The following is a 23,621-nucleotide window of genomic DNA, read 5'->3' as shown; positions in this document are numbered from 1 at the left end:
CGTTACCTTATTCGGTGTCGTCGCCGACGGTGACGGCCTCGTCGAGGGTCTCTTGCGGGAATTCCAGGCCCATCCGCTCGGCCGCGCCGGGGTTGACAGTCATTTCCATGGTGTCCGGCTCGGCACGGATGACGGCCATCTCTGCCGGGTCGGCACCGTTTTCCAGAATCTCGACGGCCATCTCACCGAGCTGTTGCCCCTGCGCATGGTAGTCGATACCAAAGGTGCCCACCGCACCGCGCTCGACCGAATCAGGTTCGCCGGCAAAGACTGGGATCTGGTGGTCTTCTCCGTAACCGATCACGGTTTCTAGGGTGGAGACAATCACGTTATCGGTCGGGACCCAGATGGCGTCCACATCCGAGAAGGTGTTCACCGCTTGCTGGACCTCGGAGGAGTTCGTCACGGTGGACTCTTCGATCTCGAAGTCGAGTTCTTCGGCGGCCTGACGAGCCAAGCGCACCTGGACCTCGGAGTTACTCTCCGCTGAGGAGTAGGGGATACCGATGGTGGTGGCATCGGGCATTACGTCACGGATCATCTGGAACTGGTCTTCGACCGGGTTCAGATCGGAGACTCCGGTGACGTTTCCACCGGGGGCTTCCCAGTCTTCCACCAGGTTGGCATCCACCGGGTCGGTGACAGCACCGAAGAGGATCGGACGATCGGTGATCGCCGACGCTACACCAATAGCCGAGGGGGTTGCCACGGCCACGATCAGATCCAGGTCGCTATTATTGGCGAAGTTCCCGGAGATGGAGTTCACCGTGGACTGGTCTCCGGCGGCATTTTGCTCATCGTAGTCAACCTCGAGTCCGGCTTCCTCCAGGGCCTCTTTGAAGCCTTCCCTGGTAGCATCCAGAGAAGGGTGAGCCACGTACTGGGAGATCCCGACCTGGTAGGACCCGCCGTCGCCTCCCCCGGAACCGTTATCGCCGCATCCAGATAGTGCCAGGCTGGCCATCACCGCGGTCGCGGATACTGCCAGTAGGTCTCGAGTGTGTTTCATGAGCTCTCCAGTGATCGGTGAGTTGAGTGATACAGTCACCGCTGCACGTGCAGTGACCCAGATTACTTTACACCTCAGAAGCTAGGACTCGTGCCGTTGGACGGAATACATCGACACAGAAAACGGGGCGATGGTGTCGGTCTCACCGGGATAGATTAGTCCACCTTGCCGCGGACGGTCCGGCACGTTGGTGGTCAGCTCACGGACAAAAGGCAGACCCGAGGCGACCGGGATAACGTGTTCCTCGTCTCCGTCGGCAACCTCTGTAGCCAACTCGGCCAGATCGGGGATTCGGAACTGTTCGGATTCCAGCCCCCCATTGAAGACCACGAGACCGTCGACACTACCTTCGGGGGCGGAGAGCAACATTTGCAAGAAACGCTCTTGCGGGGATTCCCACTCGACCGCGCTCATTGGCCGGCCTTCGCCGTTGAACCACAGCATGTTCGACTGCGAGGGGTAAGTGTAGGGCTGGCCGGCCATGAAGTTGCGCCGAATGGTCAGCAACAGGCGCACCGTATCGTGAAGATCTTTACCTTCGGGTGTGTCCAACAGCGACCAGTCGGTCCAGGAGATCTCATTATCTTGACAGTAGGCGTTGTTATTTCCGCCTTGGCTACGTCCGATTTCGTCCCCAGCAGTAATCATCGGGACCCCCAGCGACAAGGCCAGGGTCGCCAACACGTTGCGCTGGGTTTGCATCCGGGCTTGGGAAACCGACGGCAAATCGCTGGGACCTTCCACCCCGTGGTTATAGGACCGGTTGTTATCGGTTCCATCTCGGTTATCTTCGCCGTTGGCCTCATTGTGTTTGTGGTCGTAGCTGACCACATCGGCCAGCGTGAATCCATCGTGGGCGGTGACGAAATTGACCGAGGCCAGCGGCGAGCGCCCGGATTCGGCAAAGATGTTCTGCGAGCCGGCCAGTACATCGGCGAACCGTCCCAGGGTACTGGGTTGTTCCCCGCGCACCAGTGCGCGCCGGCCGAGCACCCAGAATTCACGGACGATATCGCGATAGTGGTCATTCCAGTCGCAAAATCCGGGCGGGAATTGCCCGGTCCGCCATCCTCCCATGCCGACATCCCACGGCTCGGTGATCATCTTGACTTTGGACAGCACCGGATCCTGGGTGATGGCCACCAACAGCGGGTGGGTTGGCGAGAAGGTGTTTTCCTCGTCACGAGCCAGGGTGGTCGCCAGATCAAAACGGAAGCCGTCGACCCCGAAATCACTAGCCCAGGTGCGTAGCGAGTCCAGCGTCATCCGCACCACGGCGGGATTGGAAAAGTCCAGCGCATTACCACAACCGGTGGTGTCGTCGTAGTGCTCACCGGTGGGGTCCCACCGGTAGTACGCACGATCGCCCAACCCGCGCCAGCACAGCACCGGGCCACCTTGGCCTTCTTCAGCGGTGTGGTTATAGACCACGTCCAGGATGACCTCCAGCCCGGCCTGGTGCAACAGCTTGACCATGCCCTTGAACTCGGTGGCCACCGCCGCTGGGCCTTGAGCCTGGGATTCTGCTGTGGCGTAGCGGGGGTGCGGGGAGAAGTAGTTGATGGTGTTGTAGCCCCAGTAGTTATCCAGCCCCTTATCGACCAGGTGATTCTCGGAGACACAGTGGTGGACGGGCAACAGCTCGATCGTGGTGATGCCCAGATCTTTTAGGTAGTCAATCATCACCGGGTGAGCCATGCCGGCATAGGTGCCACGCAGGTGCTCGGGGATGTGCGGGTGTAGCTTGGTCTGACCCGCCACATGGGCCTCATAGATGACGGTGTCACGCATTGGTACCTGGGGGCGGGTCACTCCGTCCCAGTCAAAGGAACTGTGCATGGCCACCGACCACCAATAGCCTTCCCGCTCGGTCACCGCAGCAGCGTAGGGGTCAAGCAGGATGGCCTCGAGGATGTCTTCATCGGCGGTGGCGCGATCGATGATGGCATACATCGCCCCGTCATGCAGATCCGGGATCACCCCGTGGTGCACGCCACCGCTCAATCCCGGCAACTGGACGCGAGTGAGATCCTCCAGGCCGGGAGTGTGGTCCAGCGGTAGCCCGGCGGAGGTGAAGACCACATCAGCGGCCTGCAACCCGGGCGCGTAGACGGCAAAGTTCTGCAACCAGCGGTCGGGAACTTGTTCTAAGGACTCGGACAGCCCCCACGGGTTGGGCCGTGAGGGATAGGTGGATGTCATCGTTTCAGTCATGCACGACCGTTTCGTTGGCGGGAAATTTCATACAGGCTCACGCCCACAGCCACCGAGGCATTAAGTGACTCGGTGGACTCAACAATCGGAATCGAGACAATTTGATCACAAGTATCTGCAACCAGTCGAGACAGTCCTTTTCCTTCGGAACCGACGACCACGCACAGAGGTTCCGTGGCGAGAGGAAGCCCCGGCAGGGTTTGGTTACCGTGGCCATCCAGCCCGATCACAAACATGCCGGCCTTCTGATATTCAACGAGCATGGTCGGCAAATTCACGACCTGGGAGACCGGGAGCCGAGCAGCGGCACCGGCAGACGTCTTCCAGGCGGTGGCGGTCATGCCCACCGAGCGACGGGCGGGCACCACCACGGTGTCGACCCCAAATGCAGCAGCAGAGCGGACCATCGCACCCAGGTTGCGGGGGTCGGTGATGGAGTCCAGAGCCACGATCAATGGCGGCTCGTGCCGGTAGCCACGGTTCCAATCCGCCATCAGCTGCAGGCCCAATTCCGTGGCGTCCTGGTACTTATAGGGCGGAATGTGCAGAGCAATCCCTTGGTGTTTGGCGTCCCGGGTCATCCGGTCCAGCTCGGGCATGGTGGCTTCTAGCACCGGAAGACCTCGATCGGCGGCGAGTTTCAAGGCCTCACGGATCCGTTCGTCCATGGTCACGCCGGTGGCCACATACAATCCAGTGGCTGGAATCTCGGTGCGCAGGGCTTCCACGACCGGGTTGCGTCCGGCCACCGCATCGTGTTTGGTTTTCGGCGCCTTCGTGGGTCGTTTTTTCTTGGGTTTATAGTTTTTGTGCCAGGTGCGATCCTCGGCTTTGGGAGTGGGACCTTTCCCTTCTAGACGGCGCCGTCCTTGACCACCACTACCCTTCGTGGGGCCTTTTTTCTTGCGGGGGTTGCTCATGGTCTCGATGTCCTTTCTGCCAGGTGCCACTCGGCGCCCGAAGGCGTGTCCTCGATGGTAATCCCGGCAGCGGCTAGCGTGTCGCGAATGGTATCGGCGGTAGCCCAATCTTTATCCGCGCGCGCCTGGGCCCGAGCGTCAAGCTGCGCCTGAATTACCGCATCCAGCACCTGGTTGTTTCCGGCCACGTCATCGTTTTCTGGGACATCATCCAGCCCGAGGACGCTAACCATCGTATTGACCTGATCCAGCGCTTGGGCCGCAGCGACAGAATCTCCGGTATCCAGAGCAATATTACCGGCACGCACGGTGGCGTGCAGAGCAGCCAACGCCTGCGGGACATTCAAGTCATCTTCCATAGCCGCCCGGAATTCCGGGGCCACCTGGCGCTCGCCGGTGGCCTCCACGGTACGGGTTGCCCGTGCTTGGAAGGACTCAATGCGTTCCACGGCTGCCTGGGCCTCTTGTAATGAGGAGTCTTGATAATCCAGTTGCGACCGATAGTGGGCCTGACCCAAGAAGTAGCGCACCGCGGTTGGGCGGGCCGAGGCCAACATTTGTTCGGGGGTGACAATATTGCCGATCGATTTCGACATTTTCTCCCCGTTGATCGTCACCAGCCCGTTGTGCAACCAGTATCGAGCGAACCCATCTCCGGCAGCCGTTGATTGGGCCAGTTCGTTTTCATGGTGGGGGAACCGCAGATCGAGGCCACCACCGTGAATATCGAACTGGGCGCCCAGATACTTGGTCGACATCGCCGAGCATTCCAGATGCCACCCTGGCCGGCCCCGACCCCAGGGTGAGTTCCAACCGGCGGTCTCGGGGTCTTTCGGGTCGGCGGCTTTCCATAGCGCAAAATCGCGGGGGTCCTTTTTCCCGCGCGGATCGGCATCGGCTGCATCCTGCATTTGATCGATGGACTGGCGAGTCAACGATCCGTACTCGGCCCATGAGGCCACCTCGAAGTACACGTCAGCTGAGCCGTCCAGGGCCGGATAAGCGTGTCCAGCCTCAATCAGCCGCTCAATGAGCACGATCATTTCCGGAATATGACCGGTCGCGCGTGGTTCATAGCTGACCGGACGCACCCCAACGCTCGTGTAGGCCTCGTGGAAGGCCCGTTCGAAACGGTAGGCCAGCACATACCATGGATCTTCGGACGGATACAGCGAATCGGGCTGAAAGTCTTCCCCATAGGAAGCCGCTGAGCGGTCGAGAATCTTGTCATCGATGTCGGTCACGTTACGCACCGAGATGACGTCGAAACCGCTGTACTCCATCCAGCGAATCAGGATGTCGAAAACAATAGCGGAGCGGATATGACCGACGTGTGGTTTGCCCTGCACGGTGGCACCACAGTAGTACAGCGAGACTTTACCGGGAACCAGAGGTTCAAAGTCGCGGATCTGTGCGGTCTTGGAGTCATAAAATCGTTGTGCCACGCGTACAGAGTCTACCGGGTCGACTTGCTGAACCCTAAGCTGGCATCGGCTGAATGTCGTCGGGTGCTCGGCTAGGCCCCGATGAGGGGATGCCATACAGAAGCATTCGCTAGCTTTTTACGGTAACCTCGGGGTTGAGTTATTTTGACTTTTTCATCGCACCTTTATTGAGGAGAAACCACCGTGAAGGGTTCTATTATCCGTCGCGCGACCGGAGTGGGATTGGTTGTCGCGGCCGCTTTCGGTACCAGCGGTTGTATGTTTATCAACGACCAGGCCACCACCATGGATTATGCGCCGTCCGACGGCGTCCAAGTCGAAGTCTCCGATATGGCGATCCGCAACCTGGCTCTGGTTTCTGATGAGCCCAATGGGGCCGGTCGCTTCATTGGTAGCCTGGATAACCGGTCGGATGCAGAGGCCACGGTCACTATTAAGGTCGGGTCTGACTCGGCCACGTGGACTGTTCCCGCCGGCGAACGGATTGCTCTGGAAGACGATGAGAACGCTGTGGTCATCGACAACACCACGGGTGCGCCCGGCGAGATGGTGGACTCTGAGGTCGAGAGCATGGGCGATTCAGCAGACCTTCAGGTCAGCGTGCTGGATGGCACTCTGCAAGAGTACCGGCAGTTCGTGCCGCAAGAAGACTTTGATCCGGAAGAAAACGTGGAACACCTGCAGGATTACGAAGGCCCCTACTCCGAGGACTACGAAGGGCACTAGCCCGCCTACCCCAGCGCGATCCGGGCCGTCCTACCGGCACACCACAACGGCGGTGGAACTGATCTTCACGATGCAGTCCCACCGCCGTTGTGGTGAGGAAAAGAAAACGCGACGAGAAGACGAGAACTAGAGCTCGAATTTATAGCCCAGACCACGCACCGTGACTAGATAGCGCGGTTCGGCAGGATCTGGTTCGATCTTGGTACGCAACCGCTTGACATGCACATCCAAGGTCTTGGAGTCACCGGCATAATCGGGGCCCCATACCCTATCGATCAGTTGCCCGCGAGTCAGCACGCGCCCGGAGTTGCGCAACAGCATCTCGAGGAGTTCGAATTCCTTCAGCGGCATCGCAATATTTTCACCGTCGACCGATACCACGTGCCGTTCAACGTCCATGCGCACATTGCCCGCTTCGATAATCGAGGCTTCGGTGTCTTCTGGTTCAGACTGGCGACGCAGTACCGCACGTACCCGGGCGACAAGCTCACGCGATGAATACGGCTTGGTGACGTAATCATCGGCGCCAAGTTCCAGGCCCACGACCTTGTCAATCTCGGAGTCCTTCGCAGTGAGCATGATGACAGGAACCGTCGAGTTCTGCCGAATCTGACGGATGACTTCGGTACCTGACTGTCCCGGCAACATCAGATCCAGCAATACCAGGTCAGCACCGTGGCGTTCGAACTCCTCAACCGCCTCATTCCCATCCTCAACGACGGTGGTTTCAAACCCTTCTCGTTCTAAAAGGTAGGACAGTGGATCGCTAATGGAAGGTTCGTCTTCCACCACGAGAATACGGCTCATGGCCGCTCTCCTTTCCCACCGTGATCGGTGGTGGTTTTCGTGTCATCTTTGTCAATAATATCCACAGTGTCAGGGTCGACAAGCGGAAGTCGGATCGTAAATGTCGATCCATGCCCCACGCGCGACCATACCGAAACTTCACCACCGTGGTTAGCAATCACGTGTTTTACAATACTCAGGCCCAGACCCGTTCCGCCGGTTCCTCGAGAACGGGCGCTATCGACGCGATAAAAACGCTCAAAGATGCGTTCTTGTTCGTCGACATCGATGCCCGGTCCCTGGTCCGTCACCGAGATTTGGACCAGGCCCTTAGCGATCTTGACGCCGATGCCCACCGTAGTGTCATCGGGTGAGTAGCTCACCGCGTTATCGATCAGGTTACGGATCGCTGTCATGAGCTGGTCAGCATCGCCGAAGACCATCGCATCGGCCATCTGCGCTGTCTTGAGCGTAATATTTTTCCGTTCAGCTTCCGTACGCACCCGATCCATCGCTTCACGGACCAGTCCAGGAATACGCACAGGTTCGGCCGTATCGACGTGGTCTTTACCCTGCAGGCGCGAGAGTTCGATAATGTCTTGCACCAAGGCACCCAAGCGCATTGATTCCACCGACAAACGATCGGCAAACCGTCGCACCGCCAGCGGGTCATCGGCTGCGTCATCGATCGCTTCGGCCAGCAACCGGATCGCGCCCACCGGGGTTTTCAATTCGTGGGAGACGTTGGCAACGAAATCATGACGGATCGCTTCGGTCCGAGAAACCTGTGAACGATCTTCGGCCAAGAGCAAAATGTATTCGTCACTCAATGGCGCCACCCGCAACTGGACCATCCAGGCGCCTTCTCCCAGCGGTCCACGCGGCAGTTCAAAGCGCTGGTCGATAATTGCACCATCAGCACGGACACGTCTGGTCAATTCGATCAGCTTGTGTTGGGCCAGCCGGTGGCCCCGAACCAGACCGAATGCATAGGCCGATGGATTAGCTCGCACTACACCGTCAACAGCGTCCACGACCGCATAAGCGCGCCCCACCACAGCCAAAACTTCAGCTGCGCCGGTGGGGATCGAGGGCTCGTCGACCTCGTAGTGGATCGCGTGGCGCTGTTCGGATGCTCTCAACGCCCACATGGCCAAAACACCCAGCACAACACCAGCTAATCCGCAGATGATGCCAATAACTACCGGGTCGTTCACACCTCAACACAGTACCGAATTTTTGGGCTTGCGTACGGAGAAAAACGCCTCTGGTCCACCGGAAGTTTTAAAGCCACCTATCGTGCACACCAAGCTAGTTTGTGTTTAAATGACGTTAACTTCAGTACGAGATGGTGGGACGTGGCCGCGCGCCTGCGGCCGGCTACTGTGCTGTTCTCCGTGCTCTGACTGCTCGTTAAACGGCGCGCTGACTAGACTGACAGCAAAGACACCCTAGAAAAGAGGACAATTCACATGCGTGAACTATTCCAGGCCGATATGAAGGCATTGGGAGACCAGCTGGAAGAAATTGCCGGTTTGGTGCGCCGTGCCGTTGAGCAGGCTCGCACCGCGTTCGAAACCGCCGATGTCGAGCTGGCTGAGACCGTTATTTCCGAAGATGCTCGGATCGACTATCTGCAGAACACCCTGGACGAGAAAGCCATCGAGCTGTTGTTGCTACAGTCGCCGGTAGCCACTGACCTGCGCACCCTGGTCGCAGCCCTGCGTATGTCGTCGTCGCTGGAGCGCACCGGCGACCTGGCTCGCCACATCGCTCAGCTGACCCGCTTGCGTTACCCCGAGCACGTCGTTCCGGAATCCCGCCGTGAAGCCTTCAAGGCTCTGGCAGACAACACCGTCGAGGTCGCCGTCAAGCTTGATGAACTGTTGAAGACTCACGACCTGGATCTCACCCGTGAGATCGTCAAGCTCAACACCGAAATCGACGAGATTCACGAAGCGAACTTCGCTGCCATTGCCGACCCTAGCTGGGAAGGTACCCCGTACCAGACCGCTGACGTCACCCTGGCTTCTCGCTACTTCGAGCGGATCGCCGATCACAGCGTTTCCATCGCTCGCAAGGTGGCCTACCTGGTCACCGGTGAGTGGGAGCCGAACGTGGCCTCCGCCGAGTAAGACTGTCACCTCTACCCCGCGCACGGCCCCGGTTCTCCACCGGGGCCGTTTCGCATACTGTAGGACTTATGGTTCCCACCTGGTCTGACACGCTGTACCCACCCCCGCTCACCAAGATGACCGACGGCACCGTCAAACAGACCAACCCATTTTCTGGCACCCAGGTGTGGACCGTCCCCGGCAGAGCCCATCGGCCCCTCAACGTAGCGAGCCCAGCAGTTAAGCCCCTCGACCCCGCCGGGGTCGACCACTTCTGTGCGTTTTGTCCCGGCAGACTGATGGACACGCCCCCGGAAAAATCCCGAATCACCGTGGGCTCAGCCATTCGGACCGGGCTAACTGCCAGCCAGGTGACCGAGGACCCGTGGAACTTCCGGCGGGTGCCCAACCTGTTCGAGATCCTCAGCTACGACTATTGGGCGAAAAACTACGGCTATCAGCTTTCTCATTCCGACCGTGATCGGATGCAACGGTATCTGGCAGATCCGGCAGGTCGGCAACACGTCGACGACATTGTCACCACCAAGCTCCAGGCCTCCGGTATCGAGTCGACCGCCACAGCCCGGGAAAACGCGACACTATCCTTCTTCGGTGGCGGCCACGAGCTGATCATCGGCCGCCACCATTTCCAGCCGGGAGCCACCCGGAGTGACCAGCTAGCCTCAGCCGGTACGTTGACACCCGATGAACATGCGGCGTTCTTTGAACTCAGCGCCGACGCGATGCACAGTATCTATGCCCACAACCGTTACGTGCGTTATGTCCAGGTCTTCCAGAACTGGCTCAAACCCGCCGGGGCAAGTTTCGATCACCTGCATAAACAACTGGTCGGCATTGACCAACCTCCCGTGTGGGCAGCACGTGAAGAAACTTTGCTACGCCAGAATCCCAACCTGTATAACGAAGCCGCCGTTGACTACGCTGGCTATCACAACCTCGTGCTGGCCGAAAACGAGCATGCGGTCATGCTCGCCGGGGTGGGGCACCGCTACCCCTGCTTGGAAGTGTGGTCCCGTTCCGAACACGCCCAGCCCTTCGACCACACCACCGACGAGCTACGGGGCGTCTCCGATCTCGTCCAGGCAATGCACGCCGCCACCGGTCCTCTCGTGCCGGCCAATGAAGAGTGGTACGCCCAGCCGATCGGTTCGGTTGTGAATATGCCGTGGCGGGTGCTGATGAAATGGCGGGTCTCCACGCTCGCTGGTTTTGAAGGTGGCACCAAGATCTATGTCAACACCATCGATCCCTGGACGCTACGCGATCGGGTCCTCCCGGAGCTCTTTCGACTCAGGGATGAGGGTCTCATTGCGGAAACGGTGGCAATCGGCGAGGAGTGCTCCTATCGGCTGAATTCACTCCGGTATCTAGATTGAGCAGTAGCGCACCGGGCAACCCAATACACTAGCCCCGCCAGCTAACCCGGCGCCACCTCGGTTAGCCCCTGTCGCCACTGTTGCTCCACGGGCCTGAAGCTGTCCAGCCACCGGAGGCGCAGGCGCTCGACCCATTCCAACAGATCCTGACTCACCGACGTCCGGCCTACGTTCGGAACAGTGTTCTCTGCCCCGGCCAAGATCACGGCGCTGGGGCCACGGTGCGCATTGAAATAGATGGCTCCCCCCGCTTGAGGATCGGTGACCCGGCGGAGGAAGTCATCGAGCAAGACCGTGCCTGCGGTGATGCGCATCGCCCCGAAGGTACCCCCGGTTTCTGCACACGCCTGTTGGAGCCAGGCCAGACTGGTGGACGGCAGTCTGGCCTCCCCGGAGAAGAACACCAGCTGATCGTCGTCAACCATCGCCAAGGCAGCGCTACCGGCTTCGCACACGGCTCGTCCGTCGTGGAGCACCACATCGTCGATGTCCACGTCCGCCTCTCGGATCGCCGTGGCCCGAGAGTCTTGGGTAAAGGTAGCCAATCTCGCCAGATCGGGGCCTTTGACCATCGGATACCGTCGTGGATCAGGGGTTGCCGGAATCCACAGGCGGGTTATCTGCCGGAACGGGGCCGCAACTCGTAACGACAAGGTCACCTTCGGCGTCGGAGCATCCCGGGCAGACCGATCCGGGATTTCGACCGCAATCCGGGGGAACAGATCCGGGCGCTCGGTGGTCGGGTTTGGCCGGTCGGTGACGTGTTCTGACAACGTTTGAATGCCTCGCCACCAAATGTGTTCGATCGGTGCAGTGCCACCGCTGAGGCAGGGCACAAGGCCAGCGGTCTCCGGTTGCGCACTCAATCGATACCACCCGTCCAGGAAGCGGTCTCGGTGGCGCCGGAGATCCGGTGCGGCACCGTGCCGAACCCGAAAAGACTCGGCCAACACCACCTGGTCCGCGTTCACTCGCCCCTCGGCGCTGGCCTCCGCCGGAACCGGGTCGAACCGGTCGCGGTTCAGGTCATAGACCAGCATCATGGTCGTTCCCCTTTCGGCCTTGTTCGGGTACTGTCGCCGGTCGTCTCCTGGACGGCGCGGTTGAGCGCGGTGATCAGCACCTGGGCTTTGAGATTGCGTTCGGCCAGTTCCGCCTGAGGGTTCGAGTCGGCGACAATGGCCCCACCGGCGCCGATCGAGACCCGTGATCCATGCCGGACCAGCGTGCGAATCACGATATTTAGGTCGGCTTCCCCTTGAGTTCCCAGCCAACCGATGGTGCCCGAGTACACACCCCGGGCGCCAGCCTCCAGCGCATCGATGATCTCCAGGGACCGGACTTTCGGTGCACCGGTCATCGACCCGCCGGGAAAGCTGGCTTCCAGTACCTCGGCCACGCTGGTCTGGGGCGCAAGCCGACCGGTAATAGTCGACACCATTTGGTGCACAGTTGCGTAGGTTTCGATATTCATCAGTTGTGGCACGTGTACGGTGCCGGGTTCGGCCACTCGGCTGAGGTCGTGGCGTAGCAGGTCCACGATCATGAGATTTTCGGCCCGAGTTTTCTCGTCGGTGGCCAGCTCGGCGATGATCTGCCGGTCGCGCTCGGGATCCGCGCTACGCGCCACGGTGCCTTTGATGGGCTTGGATTCGACAATTCGTTCCCCCACAGCGTTTTTCGAAATCGTCAGGAATCGTTCGGGCGAGCTACACAGGATCTCCAAACGATGATCGGTCCGACCGAAGCGGTCGAGCTCGAGCCCTGCAAAACAGTCAAAACACAAGTAACCCGAGTATGGCGCCGGGTTGGCCTGACGTAGCCGGCAATACAGCGCGAAGGTGTCGAGCTGTTCGGGCACGGTTTGGGTGTAAGTATCGGTCAGACATACCTCGTAGGCATCCCCGGCCGCCAGGTGTTCCTGGATCCGGTCGATTGCCTGTAGGTACTGCTCGTCACCCAGTTGCCAAGACCCGGTGTCACCGGGTGGGGTCAGCGAGCTGTCTTTGCTGAGGAGTCGCTCGTCGATTGCCGGTGGCGGGTCAGTCTGGGGACCCAGTGGCACCAGATCCTGGTGGAGATCATCCAGCAGCCGCGGGTCACCGATAGCGTAGAGGTGGACGGTATCGGGCTCGATCACAGTGAAACACTGTGGGCGCAACCAGTACCCGTCGGGTACCTGGGACCGATGACGTGGTGCCGTGAGGAGACCGGGGGTGATGTGCTGCCAAGCTTCATATCCGAAATACCCCAACCACCCACCACGGAATCCAACCGGCCCCGGGGCGGTGTGGCTGAGGTCAGTGGCGTCGGTTAGCAGGTGGTGGTCCTGCAAATATTCCAATACGTTCCCGCGGAGTTGCTGGAAGTTCCCGGCATCCGCAGCCGAGCCGGTGAGCACCCACAACTGCTCATCGGTGGCCCGGTAGCTGACCACTTGGGACAGCGGGCCGATATGTGCAGCCAGGATGCTGCGGATCGGTCCGGTGGCACCGGCTGAGCTGGGCGCGGAGGTATCCAGCCAGATCGCCACATCGGTCTCGGGCGTGCGCGCACGTGCGCGCAGGCGCGCGAAGGTCGCTGCGGTATCGGCCCGATACCCGTTGAGCTGGCGGTGATAGATCCGGTATTCGGCCCGGGCCTGGGGTTCCGGCTGGGATTGGGCGTGCTGGATGCTGGCCGACCGACTGTCCACAGGACTCTGGCAGGTGCTCCCGGATCCAGTAGGCGCGGTGTCTCCGAGAGCCAGAAAGTTCCGGATCAGATCTGGACCGTGCCCGGTCAGCACCGATTCGGGGTGATATTGCACTGCCCAGTGGTTGGTGGGCCCGCCCTGCTCATCGAGAACATTCAGCGCCATGACCACGTCATCCTCGGTGCGGGCATGCACCCGCATCCGGCCCTGAGGCAGATCGGTAACCTGCAACGAATGGTAGCGCACCGCGGTGGTGGGTTGGCGGATCCCGCAAAAGATCCCTTCCCCAGAGTGCTGGATCGCACAGACCTGGCCGTGGGCGGGGTGAGGTAGGCGGTCGATGGTGGCTCCGTGTAGCATCGCCAAGCCTTGCAGACCCAGGCAGACCCCAAGTACCGGAATATCACCGGCTGCTCGGATGATGTCGGCGGTGGCTCCAAAGTTTTGGGTTCGGGTGGGGGTCCCCGGACCGGGTGAGACCACCACATGTGTGTAGGCTCCGGCGCGCACTGCGGCCACCAGCTCAGCAGTGATCTCACGGTGTTCGACCACCGTGGGGGTGGTTGCCGAGATGGTAGCCAGTAGGTCGACCAAGTTATAGGTGTAGGAGTCCTGGTGATCGATCACCAGCAGACGGTGAGCCGACACCATCGTGGCGGATGGCCGGGCCGACTACTTGCCCTGGGAGGCCACCGCGGCAGCACCAGCTTCAGCGGCCTCAGGGTCCAGGTAGCGTCCCGGGGCGATCGGGGCAAAGTCCGTATCCAGCTCGTAGACCAGCGGAATTCCGGTGGGGATGTTCAGCCCGGCAATATCGTCGTCGGAGATGTTCTCCAGGTGCTTAACCAGAGCGCGCAACGAATTACCGTGGGCGGCGATGAGCACGGTCTTGCCCTCGGCCAGATCCGGAATAATCGCGTCGTTCCAGTAGGGCAACAGACGCTCGAGCACGTTCTTCAAGCACTCGGTGCGCGGGGCGTTATCTCCCAGGTCCGCATAGCGGGGGTCACCGATCTGGGACCAGGTGGAGGAGTCTGCCAACTCCGGCGGAGGCGTATCGTAGGATCGACGCCAGATCATAAACTGTTCTTCGCCGTACTCATCGCGTACTTCGGTCTTATTCTTGCCTTGCAAGGCACCGTAGTGGCGCTCATTCAATCGCCAGGAACGCTTGACCGGAATCCACTGCCGATCAGCGGTGTCCAGAGCCAGATTCGCGGTGGTAATGGCCCGGCGCAACAGCGAGGTGTGCACCACATCGGGCAAAAAGCCACCCTCAGCCAGCAGGTCGCCGGCGCGGGTCGCTTCGGCGCGACCATTCTCGGTCAGCGGGACATCCACCCACCCGGTGAACAGGTTCTTTTCGTTCCAAACACTTTGGCCGTGACGCAAGAGCACGAGACGATAATTTTGAGTCATGGCTCCAGCATATCGGGTCTTGTCGGTCACCTCACCCGCGGACTAAAAGGCGTATCCGCCGGTATCTCCTTTGATCTCTCGGCGCGGACCGGCCAAGTACACCGCAGCCACACACAGCGCTACCAGAGTCAGCAGGCCGGTGGTTCCAACCTGGTAGAACAACAACGGCAGGGCGGTCATGATGGTACCGACGGCCGCCGAGATCCCGGTCAGCAACAGCCAGAAGTTTTTCGACTGACGTCCCACAGCCAGGAAGTCACGACTTTTGCGCCCCAGGCAATCGATGAACGCCCAGAGTTGGATGACCAGTGACACCACGGCAAAAATGATGCTGAGCCAGTGCTCAATGGTCAGCACAATCGCCCCGGGGGTAGATAATGTCAGCATGGTGCTATTCTACGCGCAGATCCTGGTTTCGATCTCGATCACACCCTGAGTGTTGCTCGTCGGGTTTTGGGTAGACTGATCCGCGTGAGTCACCCCGCACTTGATCCTGCTTCTGCCCGTCGCCCGGACGCGCTCGACGACCGCACCGGGTATTTTGTGGTGTTTGAGGGTGGCGACGGTACCGGCAAATCCACCCAAAAAACCCGGTTGCACAAGTTGTTGGCCGGTTTGCCGTGGGTGCATCCCGATCAGCGGATTATCCACACCCGGGAACCCGGCGGGACCCCGCTGGCCGAAAACGTCCGGACTTTACTGTTGGAGTCCCCACAGGAGCACATCACGCCGTTGACCGAGGCCTATCTGTTCGCCGCGGCACGCGCCTCCCACTGTGCTGAGGTGATTGACCCGGCACTACGGTCCGGACACGTGGTGGTCAGCGATCGTTTTCTGGCATCGTCAGTGGCCTACCAGGGGGCCGGCCGTCAGCTGGGCGAAGATCTGGTCTCACGGCTCAATGCCCCAGCGGTGGCGGGACTACGTCCTGATCTGACCATCGTGTTGGATCTCGACCCCGAGCTGGGCGCGCACCGACGCCGGGCACGACAACACAGTGTCGGTGAGGATCGGATCGAATCGGCCGGGTACGCCTTTCACACGCGGTTGCGGAACTCTTTCCTCGCCCAAGCGGCCGCCGATCCCGTACACCACCTCGTGTTGGATGCCACCGGTGAGGTCAGCGACATCGCCCGCACCATTGCCCAGCGCGTGCAGCAGGATCTGCTGACCCGGGCATTGATCAAGCCGACGGCGTCGACCGGACCCGCGGGGCCCCCGGAGTCGCGCCGATGAACCACACCGTCAACTCCAGTTTCGCCACTGACTCGCATCTCTCGCGCCAGTTTCCGCCGGTCTGGCACCATCTGGCCGGCCAGCGCCACGTGATTGCCCAACTAACTCGTCCCGAGACACTGCGCGCCCCAGCCCACGCCTGGCTGTTTACCGGGCCTCCGGGGTCGGGTCGCTCCACCGCTGCCCGAGCTTTCGCCCAGTCGCTAGTCTGTCAGCGCGAGGAGCTCGCCGAACGTGGTTGCGGGCAATGTCCGGCTTGTACCACGGTGGCGGCCGGCTCTCACCCGGATGTGAAGATCCTGGCCACCGAGAAGGTCAACTACACGATCGAGGAAGTCCGCTCCCTGGTCGCCGAGGCCCAGGACCGCCCGGCCACCGCGCGCTGGCGGATCTTCATCATGGAAGATGCCGACCGGATGACCGAACGGGCCACCAACGTGTTGCTGAAATCCATTGAGGAACCCCCCGAGCGCACGCTGTGGATCTTGTGTGCCCCCTCCCCGGCCGATGTGCTGATCACTATTCGATCCCGCACCCGATCGCTCAACTTGGCGATCCCCTCGCTGGAGGATGTCACGGATCTGCTGGTCTCCCGCGACGGCCTCGATCCGCAACGAGCGCGATGTGCTGCCCAGCTGGCTCAACACCATGTGGGAATGGCCCGCTGGTTAGCCAGTCACGACGAGGCGATGCGCCGCCGGGATGAGGTGGTGCGCCTGCCGCTGACCATTCGCACCGCCTCGGCAGCGGTGGCAGCCGCCGAAGAACTCGTCGCACTCACCAAGCAAGAAGCCGATGACTCGGCCACCGAACGCAATGCCGACGAACGCGCCAGCCTGTTGCGGTCCTTAGGGTTGAACGCGGATGAAACGATTCCGCCGAAACTGCGCCACCACGTCAAACGTCTCGAGGAGGAACAGACCGCCCGAACGAAACGTAGCGTGCACGATGCATTAGATCGGGCGATGATTGATCTGAGTGGATTGTACCGGGATGTGTTGATGATTCAGCACGTTCCGGATGCCACGACCCGTCACGATATCGAGCTGATCAATCCGCATTTGACCGATCAGCTACTCGACTACGCCCGTACCGTGACCCCGGCCCACCCTCTCAACGCGCTACAGGCCATCAACGAGGCCCGGCTACGCCTGCGGAGCAATGTCCCGCCCCAGCTGGCCCTGGAAGCCATGTTTCTGGCCTTGATCCCACGCCGACCCCGCCCCTGAGTGAGGAAGGATCACCGATGCCCCCATCCCCCACCGCCCCACGCTGGCTGTCTGACCGCACTACTACGACCGCTCTGGCGGTCATCACCGCGCTGAGTCTCGGGCTGTCTGCCTGCTCGTCTGAGCAAGACCAGAACAGCACCAACACCGGTCGCGATTCGCAACCTGTCACTGACGGCCAGGGCTCTGAGGAACCCACCGAGAACGGACAGCCCGAGGATGAGAACCCCGGTATCTCTCAGGAGGCTGGCAACCTGGAGTCCTACTACGATCAAGACCTGGCATGGTCCGAGTGCGAGCAGACGACGGACTTCGAGTGCTCGATGGTGCAAGTCCCCTTAGACTATGACCACCCCGAGGAGGCCTCGATCCAGATTGCGGTGACCCGTCCGGCCGGGACCGCCGCGGATCAGCCCAGCCTCCTCGTCAACCCCGGCGGACCGGGTGCCTCCGGTGTTGATTTCGTTCAGCAAGACCCCGAGACCCTGTTTTCCCAGGATCTGCTCGAGGCCTTCAGCATTACCGGTTTTGATCCCCGCGGGGTGGGTGATTCCTCTGCGGTGGAGTGTTTCGATGATGCCGGTACCGATGAGTTGCGCGCCGTTGATGAGGGCGATCTCTCCGGCGATGAGGGTTTAGCGCAGGTGCGCGAGCAGGCCGAAGAGTATGCCAGCGTCTGTGATGAGAATTCCGGTGAGCTACTCGATCATATCGATACCGACAGTGCTGCCCAGGATATGGACATTCTGCGGGCCGTGCTCGCAGATGAGAAGCTGAGTTACCTGGGTTATTCCTACGGCACCGCGTTGGGTGCCAGCTACGCGGAGCAGTTCCCGGATCGGGTTGGGGCCATGGTGCTTGACGGCGCGCTCGATCCGGCGGTGGGCACCGACGAGATCACCTTGGCTCAGGCCGAAGGATTTGAACAAGCCCTCCACGCCTGGGCCACCTGGTGCACCGAGACCCCGGATCAATGTCAGCTAGAGGGCTCCACCACGCAGATCGTGGAGACCGTCCGCGACCTGCTAGCCGATGTCGCCGAGACGACGCCCACCGCCGCCGATGGGCGGGATGTGCCGATCGGGACCTTCGTGTCAGGGCTGATCGTGCCCCTGTATTCCGAAGCGTCGTGGCCGTTGCTAGGGCAGGGCGTGACCGAGGCCATCGATGGTGACCCGTCGCTGGTGCAGTCCTGGGCTGATATCACGGCCGACCGGGCCCCGGATGGCACCTATACCACCAACAGTTTTGACGCCTTTAATGCCATCAACTGCGCCGACCACCCGGTCGATGCCGATCAACAGCACATGGATGCTCACGCCGAGCAACTCGCGCAGGTCTCCCCGACGTTTGGACCGCATATGTCTCATGGAGCGATCGCCTGTGACGTCTGGCCGATTGAGACCCCCGAGCCAGGCCGTGAAGTCTCTGCCACCGGGGCAGACCCCATTGTCGTGGTGGGCACCACCGGGGATCCGGCTACCCCCTACCAGTGGTCTGAGGCCCTGGCCAGTCAACTCGATTCCGGCGTGTTGGTCACCCATCAGGGTGAAGGCCACGGCGCCTACGTTCCCGGTAACGATTGCATCATCGAGGTGGTGGATGACTACTTGATCCACGGCACCGTACCGGAGGACGGCACCACCTGCCCGAACGCCTAGTCCTCGCCCTGGCGTGCCCCGAACGTCTGTGGTCAGCTGTCATGCTTGAGCACAACGTTTTGCTCAACGGCCACCGCAACCGCTATGATTTCTAGTCGTGGCTTGTTCAGCCTCGCCTCCTTAGCTCAGCTGGCCAGAGCAGCTCCCTCGTAAAGAGCAGGTCACCGGTTCGAATCCGGTAGGAGGCTCCAGACGTGCCCGGTCCGGGCGCCCGGGTGTTCAACGCCCCGACCCGCAACGCTGATTTCTCAGCGAGTGACCCGTTCAGCAATGGCGGTTCCCAGCTCTGCGCACCCCGCGGTCCCGCCGAGATCCGGGGTGAGCACCGCGCCGTCAGCCAGCACCTGCTCGAAGGCGGTGACGATCGCCTGCCCCGCCTCGCGGTACCCCAAGAAGTCCATCATCATCGCACCGGCCCAGATTTGGCCAATCGGATTGGCGATCCCCTGGCCGGCGATATCCGGGGCGGAGCCGTGCACCGGTTCGAACAGCGAGGGAAACCTACCGGTCGGATTGATGTTCCCGCTCGGGGCTATCCCGATGGTTCCGGTGCACGCCGGACCGAGATCGGAGAGAATATCACCGAACAGGTTTGAGGCCACCACCACGTCAAACCGGTCCGGGTGCAAGACGAAGTGGGCTGCCAAAATATCAATGTGGAATTTTTCAACCTCCACTTGGGGGAAGTGTCTGGCGTGCTCAGCCACCCGCTGATCCCAGTAAGGCATGGTGATCGAGATGCCATTGGATTTAGTTGCCGAGGTCAGTTTCCGCTGACGCTGTTCGGCCAGCTCGAAGGCGAATTTCACGATCCGGTCCACCCCGGTCCGGGTCATCAAGGTCTCTTGGACCACGATTTCTCGTTCAGTGCCCTCGAACATGGTGCCACCAATGCGGGAATACTCCCCCTCGGTGTTCTCCCGGACCACCACGAAGTCAATCTCTCCGGGCTGACGGTGGGCCAACGGTGAGGGAACCCCGGGCAGAAGTTTCACTGGACGGAGATTGACGTACTGGTCGAACTCCCGGCGGAATGTCAGTAGCGAGTCCCACAACGAGATATGGTCGGGCACCGTCTGTGGCCACCCCACCGCACCAAAATAGATCGCATCAAACCCGCTGAGAATCGCTTTCCAGTTCTCCGGTAGCATGTGCCCGGTTTGCGACCAATACTGTGCCGAAGCAAACTCAAAGTGCTCAAATTCTAGGGGCACCTGATACGCTTCGGCAACGGCCTGTAAGACCTTGAGGCCTTCGGGCACGACTTCGTGGCCGATACCGTCTCCGGCAATCACTGCAATCCGATGAACCATGGTTCCTGTTCCGCCTCTCTGTGTGGATCGGTTGTGCCGTGAGCTGTCTGAAACCACTCTACGGTGCACGCTGGTATGACTCTGAGCTACCAGCCGTACTTAGGGGCGCACACCGAAGCAGGGCGCCCCGAGAAGACGCGGTAGCACCCGGTAGGCGTCATGGATCCACTCGCACAGTCGCCGGCGGGTGGTTCGGGGATCAATGATGTCTTGGACGCTGAACGTTTCGGCGGTTCGAAACCGTGAGGAGTACCGTTGCAGTTGTTCGGTGATCTCTGCCAAGCGCTGTCCCGGATGGGGATGAGTCGCCAACTCAGAACGGAACGCCGCCTCGATTCCGCCTTGGGATGGTAGCGACCCCCAATCTCCCGAGGGCCAAGCCCAGCTACGCACCGCCCGGTGCCGGTTGACAATCCCAGCACCACCGACCCCGTACACCCGCCGCAGAATGATCTCGGCCTGCGGAATCGTGGCCTGATAGATCGCACTGATTGCCCGAGCACCGAGCCGGATCGTGGCATCTCGTTCCGCGCGGGAGCCGATCGTCATCCCGGCCTGATCGGTCAAACTCACCAACGGCACGTGGAAGGCCTCACACAGGTTCACCAGGCGCTCGACCGCCATCGCACCCTCGCGGGATAACGTCGCACCGTGGGCCGGATTAGCGGTGATGACGCCAACCGGGTGTCCGTCTAGTCGCGCCAGCGCCGTGTAGGTGCCGGCCCCGTATTCGGCAAAGCGGAACACCGAGCCCCGGTCAAAAATACCCTCCACGATCGGCTCGATGGCATAGATCTGTCGTTCGTTGCGAGGAATCGCCGAGACGAGGGCCTCATCGGCTCGATCCACCGGGTCATCGGTGGCAATGGCCTCGGGGATCTCATCGACCGAGGACGGAAGGTAGGACAGAAACTCCCGGACCAGCCGATAGGCGGCCTGTTCATCGGCCACGATTCGTTCCACGGTGCCGTTGCCTCGGTGCACGGTGGCCCCGCCGAGTTCTTCTTTACTCAAGTCTTCACCGGTGGCGGCTTTGACCACCGGTGGTCCGGCCGTGAACAGTTGCCCGATCCCCTCGATCATCACCCCGAAATGAGACATAACAAACCGAGCCGCGCCGAGCCCGACCGTAGGGCCAGCACACACCGAGACCACCGGAACCCGGGAAAGATTGTCGACCACGTGATTCCACGCCGGGTTGACCGGCAGATACATTGCCTGGGCATCCAGCACTTTGGTGACCGACCCGCCCCCACTGGCCCCGTCGAGCACCCGCACCATTGGGACCCGCATTTCCCCGGCCAGTTGCTCGGTGAAGATTTGTTTGTCATAGATCGCGGCATCTCCGGATCCACCACGGATCGTGAAATCATCAACCCCTAACAGCACCCGTCGCCCTGCGATCGAGGCGGTGCCGGACAGATAATTGGTGGGTTTGACCCGGATCAGACGACCCTGGTCATCGTACTCACCGAATCCGGTCAGCGCTCCGATCTCGGCAAAGGAACCTTCGTCAGCCAACTGTGCGATCCGTTCCCGTGCGGTAAGCTTACCCGCGGCGTGCTGGCGTTCGACTTTGGCTGTACCCCCGTGCTGGTGAGCGAACTCGCCTCGCCGGGCTAGCTCGTCCAACTCCGGTTGCCATTCCTCGAGGTTGGTCGAGCTGGTCCGGTCCGAACCCGCCGGGCGATCGGGGTCACTGGACTCGCTCGAGACGGCATTGTGGTCGGACATCGACTGACCATAGGCCAGTGGTTGCCCAGCTTCGACGGTGTCTCCGACCTCGACCAACACACCCTGCACCACGCACTCGGTGCGCGCCCGTACGGGATGTTCCATTTTCATCGCTTCCACCGTGGCCACCGTCGTCCCAGCCGGCACACGCTCGCCCGGTGTCGCCTCGACCGAGATCACGACCCCGGTGACCTGGGTGCTGATGGGTTGCGCCCCTTCAGGAACCGCGCGCCGGCTCTCTGCGGTGACCTGATGTGGAAGCGCTGCCCGCCTAGCTGATACGTCCTGCAACTGGTCGTCTAGTTGCCCGACTGGCGGGTGCTCTCGTAACTGCGGCAGTCGAGCCTGGAGATATCCGGTGGTGATAGCCCCGGACCGGAACTGCTCGTCTGTCAGGATCGCATGCAACAGGCCACGATTGGTGTCCACCGGCGCGGTCGAAAGGTCCTGTAGCGCCCGGGCGGTCACCTGAGCAGCCCCGGCAAAGGTCTCCGAGCGTCCGATCACCTTCGCGATCAGCGAGTCGAACCGGGGATTGATCACCGCGGGTGCCCGAAGCGCGGTATCAACCCGCACATAGCGCCCGGCCGGTAACGATAAATGCTCCACCGTGCCCGCGGTGGGGGTCACCGTTCCGTCGGCCTCCAATACCTCCGCGTTGACCCGGGCCTGAATCGCATACCCTCGCGATACCGGTGGCTGGTCCAGACCGAGTTCCGTCAGTGATGCCCCGGCCGCCAGGTGCACCTGAGCGGCCACCAGATCCACACCGGTGATCTCCTCGGTCACCGTGTGCTCGACCTGCAAGCGCGGATTGACCTCCATAAAGTAGAGGTCGTCGTCGGGTCCCTGACCGGTCACCAAAAACTCCACCGTCGCCAACGACCTCAACTGCACCGCCTCAGCGATCCGTCGCGCCACTGCAGTCAGACGTTCCCGTAGCTGCTCGCTCAGGTGCGGGCTCGGCGCGATTTCCACGATCTTTTGGTGGCGACGTTGCACCGAGCAGTCTCGTTCTCCCAGCTGTTGCACGTGGTGCCCGTCTCCGATCACCTGCACCTCCACGTGGCGCGGGTCGGCCACGAATTTTTCGATCAGCACATCTGCGGCCCCGAAGAACTGTTGCGCTTCCCGGGCGCACTCGCGCATCAGTGACTCCAACTGCGCCGGATCCGACACCCGGCGCAACCCTCGCCCGCCACCACCGGCGAGCGCCTTAATCATCACGGTGCCGTGCTCAGCCAAGAATTCTTGAGCCTGTGGCAAGTCCGGGTTCAACCCCGTGGCAGGAACGACCGGACCCCCCCACCGAGACAGCCAACTGTCGCGACCGGGCCTTATCACCGAAAACCTCCAGCACGTGCGCATCAGGCCCGACGAACACGATCCCAGCCTGCTGGGCGGCCCGGGCTAGCTCCGGATTCTCTGAGAGAAATCCGTACCCAGGGTGAAGGTAACTGGCCTGCACCGACTGCGCGGCTGCGATCACCTGATCGATATCCAGATACGGCCCCACCCCGGTACCGTTGAGCTCCACCGCCACGTCGGCGTGCCGGATGTGTGCCTGATCGTCGGCGGTATAGACCACGGCGGCGCTCATCCCCACCGCGTGGATTGCCTCCACGATACGCACGGCAATCTCTCCACGGTTCGCGACCAGCACGGTGGGCATCGTGGTCCTCCTGATCAAGGGTCTGAGACCTACGTCACTGAATATCCCTGT

At 61.3% G+C, this 23,621-nt stretch carries 19 protein-coding genes and 1 tRNA gene; 7 read left to right on the top strand and 13 right to left on the bottom strand.

All coding sequences use genetic code 11. The annotated features are described in order from the left end of the window. Nucleotides 1-7: 7 nt before the first annotated feature. The 4 genes from QDX22_RS11060 to cysS all read right to left on the bottom strand — a co-directional run bounded on the left by QDX22_RS11060 (nt 8) and on the right by cysS (nt 5,588). Complete coding sequence (locus QDX22_RS11060) at nt 8-1,009, bottom strand: ABC transporter substrate-binding protein (RefSeq protein WP_110099900.1); 1,002 nt, start codon at nt 1,007-1,009, stop codon at nt 8-10. An 81-nt stretch (nt 1,010-1,090) separates the two neighbouring features. Then, nucleotides 1,091-3,211 (bottom strand): glycogen debranching protein GlgX, encoded by a 2,121-nt coding sequence (gene glgX, locus QDX22_RS11055; RefSeq protein ID WP_233242881.1) that lies wholly within the window; start codon nt 3,209-3,211, stop codon nt 1,091-1,093. An 8-nt stretch (nt 3,212-3,219) separates the two neighbouring features. After that, nucleotides 3,220-4,143 (bottom strand): 23S rRNA (guanosine(2251)-2'-O)-methyltransferase RlmB, encoded by a 924-nt coding sequence (gene rlmB, locus QDX22_RS11050; protein ID WP_110099898.1) that lies wholly within the window; start codon nt 4,141-4,143, stop codon nt 3,220-3,222. Then, a complete protein-coding gene (gene cysS / locus QDX22_RS11045) occupies nt 4,140-5,588 on the bottom strand; it encodes a cysteine--tRNA ligase (protein WP_110099897.1) in 1,449 nt (482 codons plus the stop codon). Before cysS ends, rlmB begins: the two co-directional genes overlap by 4 nt. Nucleotides 5,589-5,771: 183 nt before the next feature. Between cysS and QDX22_RS11040 the strand changes: the two genes are divergently transcribed. After that, nucleotides 5,772-6,314, top strand: a complete 543-nt coding sequence (locus QDX22_RS11040; RefSeq protein WP_110099896.1) for a hypothetical protein — start codon at nt 5,772-5,774, stop codon at nt 6,312-6,314. 126 nt (nt 6,315-6,440) lie between these two features. Here QDX22_RS11040 and QDX22_RS11035 read toward each other — a convergent pair whose 3' ends face one another. Beyond that, nucleotides 6,441-7,121 carry a response regulator transcription factor gene (locus tag QDX22_RS11035; RefSeq protein ID WP_110099895.1) on the bottom strand — a complete coding sequence of 227 codons (681 nt, stop codon included), beginning with the start codon at nt 7,119-7,121 and terminating at the stop codon, nt 6,441-6,443. Further along, the gene (locus QDX22_RS11030; RefSeq protein WP_110099909.1) at nt 7,118-8,251 is read right to left on the bottom strand and encodes a sensor histidine kinase; all 1,134 of its coding nucleotides are present in this window, start codon (nt 8,249-8,251) and stop codon (nt 7,118-7,120) included. Before QDX22_RS11030 ends, QDX22_RS11035 begins: the two co-directional genes overlap by 4 nt. A gap of 321 nt (nt 8,252-8,572) precedes the next feature. Here QDX22_RS11030 and phoU point away from each other — a divergent pair, with 321 nt between their 5' ends. Further along, entirely contained in the window at nt 8,573-9,235 is a 663-nt protein-coding gene (gene phoU, locus QDX22_RS11025; RefSeq protein WP_110099894.1) for a phosphate signaling complex protein PhoU, read from the top strand. Nucleotides 9,236-9,303: 68 nt separating this feature from the next. Continuing rightward, nucleotides 9,304-10,611, top strand: a complete 1,308-nt coding sequence (locus QDX22_RS11020) for a DUF4921 family protein (RefSeq protein WP_199223056.1) — start codon at nt 9,304-9,306, stop codon at nt 10,609-10,611. A gap of 41 nt (nt 10,612-10,652) precedes the next feature. On the opposite strand, the gene QDX22_RS11015 is transcribed toward QDX22_RS11020, so the two are convergent. Genes QDX22_RS11015 through QDX22_RS11000 form a run of 4 tightly spaced genes read right to left on the bottom strand, consistent with a single transcriptional unit; the run spans nt 10,653 to nt 15,112 of the window. Beyond that, nucleotides 10,653-11,654, bottom strand: coding sequence for an aminotransferase class IV (locus tag QDX22_RS11015; RefSeq protein ID WP_110101185.1), 1,002 nt, complete (start codon nt 11,652-11,654; stop codon nt 10,653-10,655). Further along, nucleotides 11,651-13,957: a chorismate-binding protein gene (locus tag QDX22_RS11010; RefSeq protein ID WP_110099892.1), complete on the bottom strand. Its 2,307-nt coding sequence runs from the start codon at nt 13,955-13,957 to the stop codon at nt 11,651-11,653. Before QDX22_RS11010 ends, QDX22_RS11015 begins: the two co-directional genes overlap by 4 nt. A 21-nt stretch (nt 13,958-13,978) precedes the next feature. Beyond that, entirely contained in the window at nt 13,979-14,725 is a 747-nt protein-coding gene (locus QDX22_RS11005) for a phosphoglyceromutase (RefSeq protein WP_110101186.1), read from the bottom strand. Between the two features lie 42 nt (nt 14,726-14,767). Further along, on the bottom strand, nt 14,768-15,112 hold the full coding sequence (locus QDX22_RS11000) for a DUF2516 family protein (RefSeq protein ID WP_110099890.1): 345 nt from the start codon (nt 15,110-15,112) through the stop codon (nt 14,768-14,770). A gap of 84 nt (nt 15,113-15,196) precedes the next feature. Here QDX22_RS11000 and tmk point away from each other — a divergent pair, with 84 nt between their 5' ends. The 4 genes from tmk (at nt 15,197) to QDX22_RS10980 (ending at nt 19,042) form a co-directional block, all read left to right on the top strand. Then, nucleotides 15,197-15,961 (top strand): dTMP kinase, encoded by a 765-nt coding sequence (tmk, locus tag QDX22_RS10995; RefSeq protein WP_279717865.1) that lies wholly within the window; start codon nt 15,197-15,199, stop codon nt 15,959-15,961. Continuing rightward, nucleotides 15,958-17,190: a DNA polymerase III subunit delta' gene (locus QDX22_RS10990; RefSeq protein WP_110101188.1), complete on the top strand. Its 1,233-nt coding sequence runs from the start codon at nt 15,958-15,960 to the stop codon at nt 17,188-17,190. The genes tmk and QDX22_RS10990 overlap by 4 nt, the downstream gene beginning before the upstream one ends. A 17-nt stretch (nt 17,191-17,207) precedes the next feature. After that, nucleotides 17,208-18,851 (top strand): alpha/beta hydrolase, encoded by a 1,644-nt coding sequence (locus tag QDX22_RS10985; protein ID WP_110101189.1) that lies wholly within the window; start codon nt 17,208-17,210, stop codon nt 18,849-18,851. A 114-nt stretch (nt 18,852-18,965) separates the two neighbouring features. Further along, nucleotides 18,966-19,042, top strand: a tRNA-Thr gene (locus QDX22_RS10980). Nucleotides 19,043-19,099: 57 nt separating this feature from the next. On the opposite strand, the gene QDX22_RS10975 is transcribed toward QDX22_RS10980, so the two are convergent. The 3 genes from QDX22_RS10975 to QDX22_RS10965 all read right to left on the bottom strand — a co-directional run bounded on the left by QDX22_RS10975 (nt 19,100) and on the right by QDX22_RS10965 (nt 23,570). After that, nucleotides 19,100-20,164, bottom strand: a complete 1,065-nt coding sequence (locus tag QDX22_RS10975) for a tartrate dehydrogenase (RefSeq protein WP_110099886.1) — start codon at nt 20,162-20,164, stop codon at nt 19,100-19,102. 99 nt (nt 20,165-20,263) lie between these two features. Further along, entirely contained in the window at nt 20,264-23,164 is a 2,901-nt protein-coding gene (locus tag QDX22_RS10970; protein WP_279717864.1) for an acetyl-CoA carboxylase family protein, read from the bottom strand. Beyond that, nucleotides 23,136-23,570, bottom strand: coding sequence for a biotin carboxylase N-terminal domain-containing protein (locus QDX22_RS10965; RefSeq protein ID WP_279672437.1), 435 nt, complete (start codon nt 23,568-23,570; stop codon nt 23,136-23,138). The genes QDX22_RS10970 and QDX22_RS10965 overlap by 29 nt, the downstream gene beginning before the upstream one ends. Nucleotides 23,571-23,621: the final 51 nt, after the last annotated feature.

The organism is Auritidibacter ignavus (assembly GCF_029853775.1).
Lineage (GTDB): Bacteria > Actinomycetota > Actinomycetes > Actinomycetales > Micrococcaceae > Auritidibacter > Auritidibacter ignavus.
The sequence above is the reverse complement of the archived record's forward strand: the minus strand, read 5'-3'. Positions and strand labels throughout refer to the sequence as shown.